At 64.2% G+C, this 10,232-nt stretch carries 7 protein-coding genes; 1 reads left to right on the top strand and 6 read right to left on the bottom strand.

Annotated elements, in window-relative coordinates:
* Positions 1-4: 4 nt before the first annotated feature.
* The 6 genes from XH91_RS14825 to XH91_RS14800 form a co-directional block, all read right to left on the bottom strand.
* Complete coding sequence (locus tag XH91_RS14825; RefSeq protein WP_128951262.1) at positions 5-958, bottom strand: dihydrodipicolinate synthase family protein; 954 nt, start codon at positions 956-958, stop codon at positions 5-7.
* Between the two features lie 120 nt (positions 959-1,078).
* Complete coding sequence (locus XH91_RS14820) at positions 1,079-1,957, bottom strand: SDR family oxidoreductase (RefSeq protein WP_128951261.1); 879 nt, start codon at positions 1,955-1,957, stop codon at positions 1,079-1,081.
* Positions 1,958-2,045: 88 nt separating this feature from the next.
* Positions 2,046-2,906 carry a MaoC family dehydratase gene (locus tag XH91_RS14815; RefSeq protein WP_128958534.1) on the bottom strand — a complete coding sequence of 287 codons (861 nt, stop codon included), beginning with the start codon at positions 2,904-2,906 and terminating at the stop codon, positions 2,046-2,048.
* A 199-nt stretch (positions 2,907-3,105) separates the two neighbouring features.
* Positions 3,106-3,495, bottom strand: a complete 390-nt coding sequence (locus XH91_RS14810; protein WP_128951259.1) for a Zn-ribbon domain-containing OB-fold protein — start codon at positions 3,493-3,495, stop codon at positions 3,106-3,108.
* Entirely contained in the window at positions 3,495-4,652 is a 1,158-nt protein-coding gene (locus XH91_RS14805; RefSeq protein ID WP_128951258.1) for a thiolase domain-containing protein, read from the bottom strand. The genes XH91_RS14810 and XH91_RS14805 overlap by 1 nt, the downstream gene beginning before the upstream one ends.
* A 488-nt stretch (positions 4,653-5,140) precedes the next feature.
* Positions 5,141-8,632: an indolepyruvate ferredoxin oxidoreductase family protein gene (locus XH91_RS14800; RefSeq protein WP_128951257.1), complete on the bottom strand. Its 3,492-nt coding sequence runs from the start codon at positions 8,630-8,632 to the stop codon at positions 5,141-5,143.
* Between the two features lie 282 nt (positions 8,633-8,914).
* Here XH91_RS14800 and XH91_RS14795 point away from each other — a divergent pair, with 282 nt between their 5' ends.
* Positions 8,915-10,126, top strand: coding sequence for a c-type cytochrome (locus XH91_RS14795; protein ID WP_128951256.1), 1,212 nt, complete (start codon positions 8,915-8,917; stop codon positions 10,124-10,126).
* Positions 10,127-10,232: the final 106 nt, after the last annotated feature.

Raw genomic sequence — 10,232 nt, 5'->3', positions numbered from 1 at the left:
TCGACTAGCCTGCGGCGCTGGATTGCGGACCGAGATTGGCACGCTTGTCGAATTTGGCGACGCGCGACAAGAGATAGTCAACCTCGGCCTTCGCGGTCGCCGTCATCGTTGCACCCGGCTTGCGCTGCGCGCTGGATGCGATGATGCCGCGCTTCTGCAGCACGTATTTGCGCACGGTCAGGCCAACGCCGGGCTGCTGCTCGTAGCGGATCAGCGGCAAATGCGCATCGAACAAATCATGCGCAGCATCGCGCTTGCCGGCCTTGGAGAGGTTGACGACGTCGATCAAGAGTTCGGGGAAGGCGTAGCCGGTCATGGCGCCGTCGGCGCCGCGCTCCATCTCGAAGTCGAGGAACGTGCCGCCATTGCCGCAGAGGATCGAGAGCGGACGGAGCGAGCCATCCTTCTGGAAGCCACGCAGAGTCGTGATCTTCTCCAGCCCCGGCCAGTCCTCGTGCTTGAGCATCACGCAGTTCGGATTGTCCATGACGATCTTGCGAATCACGGCGGGGGTGAACACCACCGTGAGCGTCAGCGGATAGTCCTGAAGCACCCAGGGCACATCGGGGCCGATCGCCTCGGCCGCCTGCTTGAAATAGCCAACGATCTGGTCGTCGGTGCGCAAGCTCGGCGGCGGCGCGATCATGACGCCCGCCGCGCCCGCGTCCATCGAGGCCCTGGCCAGCGAGCGCATGGTGGCAAAGCCCGGCGCGGAGACGCCGACGATCACCTGCATCTTCTTGGCGCGCTTGACATAGCGCACCGCCACCTGCTCGGCCTCGGCGGCGTCGAGCTTCGGCGCCTCGCCGAGGATACCCAGCACCGTGACGCCGTCGCAGCCGACCTCCTCGTAGAAATCGGTCAGGCGGTCGATCGAGCGCTCGTCGATCCGGCCGTCGTCGTGGAACGGCGTCGGCGCGATTGCGAAGGTGCCCTTGGCGTCGGCAGTGAGTTTCATCGGGTCTCTCTCTTTTCCGTCATTCCTGGGCGTGCGAAGCACGAGCCCGGAATCCATTTATCTGCTGTGCGTGCTGTACCATGGATCCCGGGCTCACGCTTCGCGTGGGATGACAGCAGCCTAAAACCGCCGCGCGCCCATCTTGATCTGCTCCTCGGAGAAGAAAATCTCCTTGGCGTGATCGACGATGTCCTGGGCGTTCCAGCCCGTGTGCGGCGGTTTCCAGCCTTCCATTTCCATCATCCGCATTTCGCGCACGCCGCGAGGCCCGGACACGCCCAGCACCTTGCCAGTCTGGTCGCCCGACAAATCGCTGACCATGTATAGCACGGCCGGCGCGATGCCGTCCGGCCCCAGCGCCGCACCTGGGTTCTCCTTATAGCGGGGCAGGTCTGCGGTCATGCGGGTCAGGGCGCCCGGGGCCAGCGTCCAGATCCGGATGTTGTACTTGCGGCCCTCGATCGCCAGCACGTTGGACAGGCCCCAGATGCCGCCCTTGGCCGCGCCGTAATTGGTCTGGCCGAAATTGCCGATCAGGCCCGAGGTCGAGGCGGTGTTGACGATGACGCCGCCGCCATTTTCCCGCATCCAGCGAAACACCGGCATGGTGCAACAAAAGGTGCCTTTCAAATGCACCTTGATGACCTTGTCCCAATCGGCCTCACTGGCCTTGTGAAAGGTCTGGTCGCGCAGGATGCCGGCGTTGTTGACCAGGATGTCGGCCCGGCCGAAGTGCTTGATGGCGTCGTCGAACACCGACTGGCCGCCTTCCATGGTGGAGATGTCGGCACCGTTGGCGACGGCCTTGCCGCCCTCGGCCTTGATCGCGTCGACCACCATCTGCGCCATCGATTTGTCGGCGCCAGACCCGTCACGGGGCCCGCCGAGATCGTTGACCACGACCGAGGCCCCTTCCCGCGCGAACAGCTTTGCGTAGGCCTCACCGAGCCCCCCGCCCGCGCCGGTGATCAGCGCAACCTTGCCATCGAGCAGTCCCATGGTGGCTTCTCCTTGTTTGTTGTTGTTCTCTCGTGTCCCGGCTCTGCAGCGCATCACTGCGTGCTGCGCAGCGTCCGTGGCAGGAGACCTAACTCAGCACCGTCTTGCCGTTCTTGATCACCGTGACCCCGCGCGACTTCACCTTGGCTTCGAACGAGATCGTGTTGCCGTCCTTCCAGAGGTCCATGGTCACGGTCTCACCGGGATAGACGGGCGAAGAGAACCGCGCGACGTGCTGGCGGAACGCGGACGCGTCGTAATCGGCATAGGTCTGGAGCACGCCGCGGCAGGTGATGCCGTAGGTGCACATGCCGTGCAGGATCGGACGCGGGAAGCCGGCCTTCCTGGCGAACTCGGGATCGGAGTGCAGCGGGTTGCGGTCGCCGCAGAGACGATAGACCAGCGCCTGGTCGGGTCGCGTGACGATGTCGATGGTCTTGTCGGGACTCCGCGAGGGGATCTTGTGCGGATCGGGCTGGGCCAGGTTCGGCCCGCCGAAGCCGCCATCGCCGCGGGCGAAGCGCGAAGCGACGAGCGTGGCGAGCTCCTCGCCCTTTTCGTTCTTCAGCACGGTCTGGTGGCTGATGACGACGCCCTTGTCCTTGCCCTTGTCGTAGACTTCCAGCACGGAGGAATCGGCGGTGATGTTGGCGGCGACCGGCAGCGGCTGATGGAAGGTGATGTCGCGCTCGCCGTCGACCACCATGACGCGGTTGAGGTTCATCTCGCCGGGGCCCGAGCCCCAGGCGGCGACGGAAGCAAAGGTCGGCACCACCTTCAGCGGCCGCGGCGTGAACGTGCCTTCGTTGACAAAGGCGAGTTCATTCTCATCCATGGGATCTGCGCCGAGGCCGATGCCGTAGGCGTAGAGCATGACCTCGCGGTCGCTGTAGGTGTATTTCTGGCCGAGGTTTTTCAGGCCTTTGAGTTCTTCGTATCTGGCGGACATTTTCTGGCTTCCTCTCCGGATTCTTATGCGCCGCTGCCAGTCGAAGTGCCCTTTCCCCTTGTGGGAGAGGGCTGCGAGAGCCGTGCGGCAAACTCGTTTGGGTGAGGGGTTGCCTCCGCGTTGAGCAATCTCTCTGCGGAGAGAACTCCTCATCCGGCGCTTCGCGCCACCTTCTCCCACAAGGGGAGAAGGGAAGAAATCATGCCACCGTAAAGAACGGCAGCGGCGCCCCGTCTGTCGGCTTGAACACCACCTTCACCTTCTGGCCGATCTTGAGCTTTTCAAGATCGCAGTCGACGAAGTTCGTCTGCACCGAAGGCCCCTCCTTCAGCGTGACGTAGCCGATCGCATAAGGACCGGTCGGCGACTTCCGCATCAGGCTGTAGGTGTAGATCGTGCCCTCGCCCGAGGCCTCCTCCCACACGGTCTTGTCGGAGTAGCAGAACGGGCAGATCGAGCGCGGGAAGTAATGCGCGTCGCCGCACGCGGTGCAGCGCTTGATCATGAACTTGCCCTGCTTGGCGGCGTCCCAGAACGCGGCGGTCTCGGGGTTCGTGACCGGCGCCGGATATTTTTTTGCTTCACTCATCACACGCGCTCCAGAATGGCTGTCGAAGCGGCGTGGCGAACGCCCAGAAGGCCGCCGGTGCCATGGGCGATGGCGAGATCGCAATTTTTCACCTGCACCTTCGGATGCGCCTCGCCGCGCAGCTGCCTGACGGCCTCGATGATCTTGGTCATGCCGCCGCGGTTGACCGGATGATTACTGCACAGGCCGCCGCCATCGGTGTTGAACGGCAGCTTGCCGACGCCCGAGATCAGGTTGCCGTCGGCAACGAACTTGCCGCCTTCGCCCTTCTTGCAGAAGCCGAGGTCCTCGAGCTGCATCAGCACCGTGATGGTGAAACTGTCATAGATCGAGGCGTATTTAATGTCCTTCGGCGTGATGCCGGCTTCCTCGAATGCACGCGGACCGGACCAGACGCCGGCCGAGTACGTGAGGTCGAGATCCTTGCCGCCGCGCGGGCCCTTCATGGCTTCGCCGTGACCGATCAGCTTGACCAGCGGCTTCTTCAGGCTTTTGGCAATCTCGGGCGTCGTCACGATCAGCGCGCCGCCGCCGTCGGAGACCACGCAGCAATCCATGCGATGCAGGGGATCGGAGATCATCGGCGAGTTCAGGACGTCCTCGACGGTGACGACGTCCTTGAGCATCGCATGCGGATTGTATTGCGCGTGATGCGAGGCAGCGACCTTGATCCAGGCGAGCTGCTCGCTGGTGGTGCCGTAGTCGTGCATATGGCGCATGGCACACATGCCATAGGCATTGTGCGTGGTCGCGCCGTACGCCGATTCGAAATCGACCTCGGCGCCGGCCGCACGCGGCGGCATCGCGCCGGTGCGCGGCTTGCCGGCAAGCGTGATCAGCGCGATCGAGCACTTGCCCGCCGCGATCGCTTCGGCGGCATGGCCGAGATGGATGATGTAGGAGCAACCGCCGGTCTCCGTGGAATCGACGTGACGGAGTTTCTTGGTGTTGAGGCCGAGATAATCGACCATCGGCCAGGCGCCGCCGGGCGCATCGCCCGCGCAGAAATAGCCGTCGACATCGTCCTTGCTGATCCCGGCATCCTCGATCGCGCCCTTGGCGACCTCGGCGTGAAGCTGGGCGGTGGATTTGTCCGGCGCATGCCGGGTGGGGTGCTCGTAGATCCCGACAATGTAGGCCTTGCCCTTGATGGTCAAAACAGAGGTCTCCGCTCGCGTTTCTTCTTGGCTCTTTTTTCTGAACCGCTGATGCCCTGTTGGCAAGCGCGGAAATATTCCGTCGGGCGAGAGGGCAGCGGGTTGGCGCAAGTGAGGTCGGTTATGCAGCGCCCCTCTGCTCCCGCATCGTCATTGCGAGCGCAGCGAAGCAACCCAGGAATATTTCCGCGAATGCATTTCTGGATTGCTTCGCTGCGCTCGCAATGACGGACGAGACAGCTCAAATCCTACAGGTGTTTTGCCCGACGCCACAAGCGAGTTTTCGTTTTATCGAAAATAGACCCGTTTGCCGAAAACAACCCCATGCACAGTAGAACGGCGATTGATTTCAAAGGGGAAATCGTAGGGTGGGTTAGCGGCAGCGTAACCCACCTCTTTTGCTCTCCACGCGGACATCAAAGTCGTGGGTTACGCCCAGCGGTTTGCGCTTCGCGCAATCCGCTCCGCTAACCCACCCGACAAGGGCCCTACTCCGCCGCGATCTGCCTTGGCGCGGGCGGCGGGCTGGCCAGATCCGCGGCGAGTTGGGCGTAGCGGGCATTGGCGTCGGCGACGGCCTTCTCCTTGACCGGGCCGTAGCCGCGGATGCGGTCGGGCAGCGAGAGAAGCTCGACGGACGTGTCGATCGTAACAGGCGACAGCAGGCCGAGGACGGTAGCGACGTCCTTCTCGTAGCCGACGATCAGGTCGCGCTCGAGCTTGCGGTCGGCGCTGCGGCCGAAGATGTCGAAGGGCGTGCCGCGCAGGAACTTGAACTTGGCCAGCGTACGGAACGCCGTCAGCATCCACGGGCCGAAGGCGCGCTTCTTCGGGCGGCCCAGCGCGTCGACACCGGATGCCAAAATCGGCGGGGCCAGGTTGAAGCTAAAGGTATAGTCGCCTTCGAACTGGTCGCGGAGCTGCTGCTCGAAAGCGCCGTCGGAGAACAGCCGCGCGACCTCGTACTCGTCCTTGTAGGCGAGCAGCTTGGCGTAGTTGATCGCGACCGCGCGCGGCAGCGCATCGCCGTAAGCACCCTTCACTGCGGCGTCGCGGACCTGGTCGACCAGCTTGCGATAGCGTTTGGCCAAGCGGCCGTTCTGGTAGGCGATGAGATGCCCGGCGCGGTGCTCGATGACCTCGTCGAGGGTCATCGCGTCCAGCGTCTTGGGCGCTGCGACCTCGTCCGTCCCCTTCAGCATCTCGGCGAGACGCGCGGGGTCCGCGACCGCGAGGCGGCCGAGGCGGAAGGCTTCCTTGTTCATCTTGATCGAGACGCCGTTGACCTCGATCGCCTGCTCGATCGATTCCGCCGACAGCGGGAACAGGCCCTTCTGATAGGCATAGCCCATCATCATCATGTTGGTGGCGATGCTGTCGCCGAGCAATTGCTCGGCCGGCTTGGTGAAGTCGAAGAACACCGAGTCCTTGTGCAGCGCCGTCTCCAGCAGCCCGTTCAGCTTGCGGGTCTGGAAGTTGAAGTCGCGGTTGAGCACGAAATCGGCGGTGGGGATGACGTGGCTATTGATGATGCCGCGTGTGCGGCTGCTGTCGCAGAGCGAAATCGTGTCCTTGGCGACCGCGACCACCTCGTCGGCGGCGAGCACGACGTCGGCGGTGCCGGTGACGATGCGCGAGCAGGTCACCTCGGCCGGATGATCCGAGAGCCGTACGTGGCTGAGTACCGCACCGCCCTTCTGGGCGAGGCCGGACATGTCGAGGATCATCGAGGCCTTGCCCTCGATATGCGCGGCCATGCCGAGCAGCGCACCGATGGTGAGCACGCCGGTGCCGCCGACGCCGCCGACTGCGATATTATAGGGTTTGTCGAGCGTCGGCTTCGAGGCCGGCTCAGGCAGCTCGCCGATATCGGCGAGCTCCGCCGGAGCGCGATGGCGCGGCTTGCCGCCGTCGACGGTGACGAAGGACGGGCAGAAACCCTTGAGGCAGGAATAGTCCTTGTTGCAGGCGGACTGGTTGATGGCGCGCTTGCGGCCGAACTCGGTCTCCAGCGGCTCGACCGAGATGCAGTTCGACTGCACCGAGCAGTCGCCGCAGCCTTCGCAGACCGCCGGGTTGATCATGACGCGGCGCGCCGGATCCTCCATCAGGCCGCGCTTGCGGCGGCGGCGCTTCTCGGCGGCGCAGGTCTGCACGAAGACGATCGCCGACGTGCCCTTGTACTCGCGGCACATCTTCATGACGTTCTGAAGCTCGTCACGGTGATATTTCTTCACGCCGGGCGCGATGGTATCAGCGGGATAGGCGTCCGGGTTTTCCGAGACAAGATAGATCTCGCGGATGCCTTCGGCATGGAGCTGGGCCATGACCTTCTCGGGCGAGAGATCGCCGTCATGGCGCTGGCCGCCGGTCATTGCGACGGCGTCGTTGTAGAGGATCTTGTAGGTGATGTTGGCCTTGGAGGCGACCGCCTGGCGAATGGCGAGAATGCCCGAGTGGAAATAGGTGCCGTCGCCGAGGTTTGCGAAAATGTGGCTTTCGTTGGTGAAGGGCGCGATGCCGACCCACGGCACGCCCTCGCCGCCCATATGGGTAAAGGTCTCGGTCGAGCGGTCCATCCACAGCGCCATGAAATGACAGCCGATGCCGGCAAGTGCGCGGCTGCCTTCGGGGACCTTCGTCGATGTGTTGTGGGGGCAGCCGGAGCAGAAATACGGGGTGCGGGAGACCGGCGCCGTGGGGATCATCTGGGACGCCTGGCGGCCGTTGAACCAGTCGGCCTTGGCGCGGAGCATCTCCGCAATCTCGGGGTTGAGATTAAGTCGGAGAAGTCGCTCGGTGAGCGAGGTCGCAAGCGAGGCGACGCTGAGCTCGGCGGCGAAGGTGAGGAAGCGCTTGTCGTGCTCGTCCATCTTGCCGACGATGCGCGGGCGCACGTCGTCGCGCCAGTTGAACAACACTTGCTTGACCTGGTTCTCGACGATCTCGCGACGCTCTTCGACGATGAAAATCTCTTCGAGGCCGACGGCGAATTCATGCACGCCCTCCGGCTCCAGCGGCCAGGGCATGCCGATCTTGTAGAGACGAAGGCCGATTTTTGCGGCGACCGCTTCGGTGATCCCGAGTTCACGCAGCGCCTGGCGGACGTCCTCATAGCTCTTGCCGGAGGCCATGATGCCGAAACGGGCGTTCGGCGAATCCATGGTGACGCGGTTGACCTTGTTGGCGCGGGCAAAGGCGATCGCGGCGAAGCCCTTGTAGTCCTGCAGGCGGCGGTCCTGCTCGAAGCGGTCGTCGGGCCACCGCAGATTGAGGCCGCCGGGCGGCAGCTCGAAATCAGGGGGAATGATGAAGGGCTTCATCTCGTCGGTGAGGTCGATCTCGGCGGTGGTCTCCACCGTCTCGGTGATCACCTTCATGCCGACCCAGCAGCCCGAATAACGCGACATCGCAATGCCGAGCAGGCCCATCTCGATCATCTCGTGGATGCTCGAGGGATAGAGATAGGGCATCAGCGCCGACATGAAGGCATGGTCCGACTGATGCGGGACGGTGGAGGATTTGGCGCCGTGGTCGTCGCCGGCGAGGCACAGGACGCCGCCGTTCTTGGCGGAGCCGGCGGCATTGCCGTGGCGGAAGACGTCGCCGCAGCGGTCGACGCCGGGGCCCTTGCCGTACCAGATGCCGACCACGCCGTCGTATTTCGCGCCGGGCGAGAGGTTGAGCTGCTGCGAGCCCCAGACGGCGGTCGCTGCCAAATCCTCGTTCACGCCGGGCTGGAATTTGATGTTGTACTGCTCGAGGTGCTTGCGCGCGGCGAACAGCTGCTGGTCGTAGCCGCCGAGCGGCGAGCCGCGGTAGCCGGAGATGAAGCCGGCGGTGTTCAAGCCGGCGGCGCGGTCGCGCCTGATCTGAGCCATGGGCAGACGGACCAGCGCCTGAATGCCCGTCGTGAAGATATGGCCGGTGTCCTGGGTGTATTTTTGGTCGAGACTGATCGGACCCTGGTTGATGCCCATTATTGCCCTCTTCCGCCCTTTAGAGCGTTTGGCTGCTTAAGCCGTTGCCTGCCCGTCGTTTTTAGCTAGGGCGCGCCGACCACCTCTGCCACTCTATGTCGGATATTTAACGCGGCGCATCACAAATCTGGCCCATCCGTGGCGGCAGGAAAAAAACGCAATTTCGTGGCCGGAAAGACGTTGGCGATTTTCAATTTGTGTCACCATACCCCCGCTGTCGCGAAACGACATGACGCCGCTATGCTGGGGCATTCGACCGATGGTCGCAGGAGAAGGCTTTCGATGCGGACGATTCTGGCTGTTGCGCTGTTGTGCGGTGCGGTTGCGAAGGCCGCTGTCGCCGCCGAGCCGTCGCCCGAGCTGATCGCCACTGGCAAGACGCTGGTCGAGGCCGGCGACTGCGCGGGCTGCCACACCGCCGATCCGGCCAAGCCGTTTGCCGGGGGCAAGCGCATCGACACGCCGTTCGGTGCGATCTATGCGCCGAACCTGACGCCGGACCGCGACACCGGCATCGGCGCCTGGACGGATGCCGATTTCACCCGAGCCCTGCGCTATGGCACCGCGCCGGATGGCTCGCTTTATTACCCGGCCTTCCCCTACCCCTACTTCACGCGGATGACCAAGGACGACACGCTGGCAATCCGCGCCTATCTCGGCACGCTCGCGCCTGTGATCGGCCGCAACAAGCCGCCGGAGCTGCACTGGCCGCTCAACTACCGCTTCCTGATGCGCGGCTGGAACCTGCTGTTCTTCACGCCCGGCCTGTTCGAGCCGGACCAGAGCAAGAGCGCGGCATGGAACAGGGGCAGCTATCTCGTCAACGGCCCTGGCCATTGCGGCGCCTGCCACACGCCGAAGAACGCCTTTGGCGCGGACAAGAACGCGCAGGCGCTGACCGGCAGCGAACTCGACGGCTGGTACGCGCCGCGCCTCGATGGCGCCGCGCGCAGCGGGCTGCAATCGTGGAGCGCGGAGGACATCACCGAATATCTGCAGAGCGGCCGCAACGCCAGGAGCCATGCCGGCGGTCCCATGGCCGAGGTGATCGTCGGCTCGACCTCGAAGATGACCGATGCCGATGTGCGTGCGATGGCGACCTACCTGAAGAGCCTGCCGCCGGCGCGCCGCGAGACCATCGTGACGCCGCCCGAAGAGGCCGAGATGAAAGCGGGCCAGGCGGTCTACGCAAAATTCTGCATCGCCTGCCATGAAGCGGACGGCTCCGGCGCGCCGCGTATCTATCCGCCGTTGCCGGGCAATGCGCTGCTGCAATCCATCAACCCCTCCTCGACCTTGCGCGTCATTCTCGACGGCGCCCACACCGTGACGACCCCGCGGGCGCCGAACACCGGCGAGATGCCCGGCTATGCCAAGCAGCTGTCGGACGAGGAGATCGCGGCGGTGACCAACTACATCCGCAATTCCTGGGGCAATGCCGGCCCGCTGGTGACGCCGGCGCAGGTGGCGAAGGCGCGAGGGCAGGAGCCGTAGCCCGCAGCAGCCATTTCCCGTCATTGCGAGCGCAGCGAAGCAATCCAGAGTTTTTCCGGGAGACAGTCTGGATTGCTTCGCTACGCTCGTAATGACGTGGATAGAG

The sequence above is a fragment of the Bradyrhizobium guangzhouense genome (assembly GCF_004114955.1).
GTDB classification, from domain to species: Bacteria; Pseudomonadota; Alphaproteobacteria; order Rhizobiales; family Xanthobacteraceae; genus Bradyrhizobium; species Bradyrhizobium guangzhouense.
The sequence above is the reverse complement of the archived record's forward strand: the minus strand, read 5'-3'. Positions and strand labels throughout refer to the sequence as shown.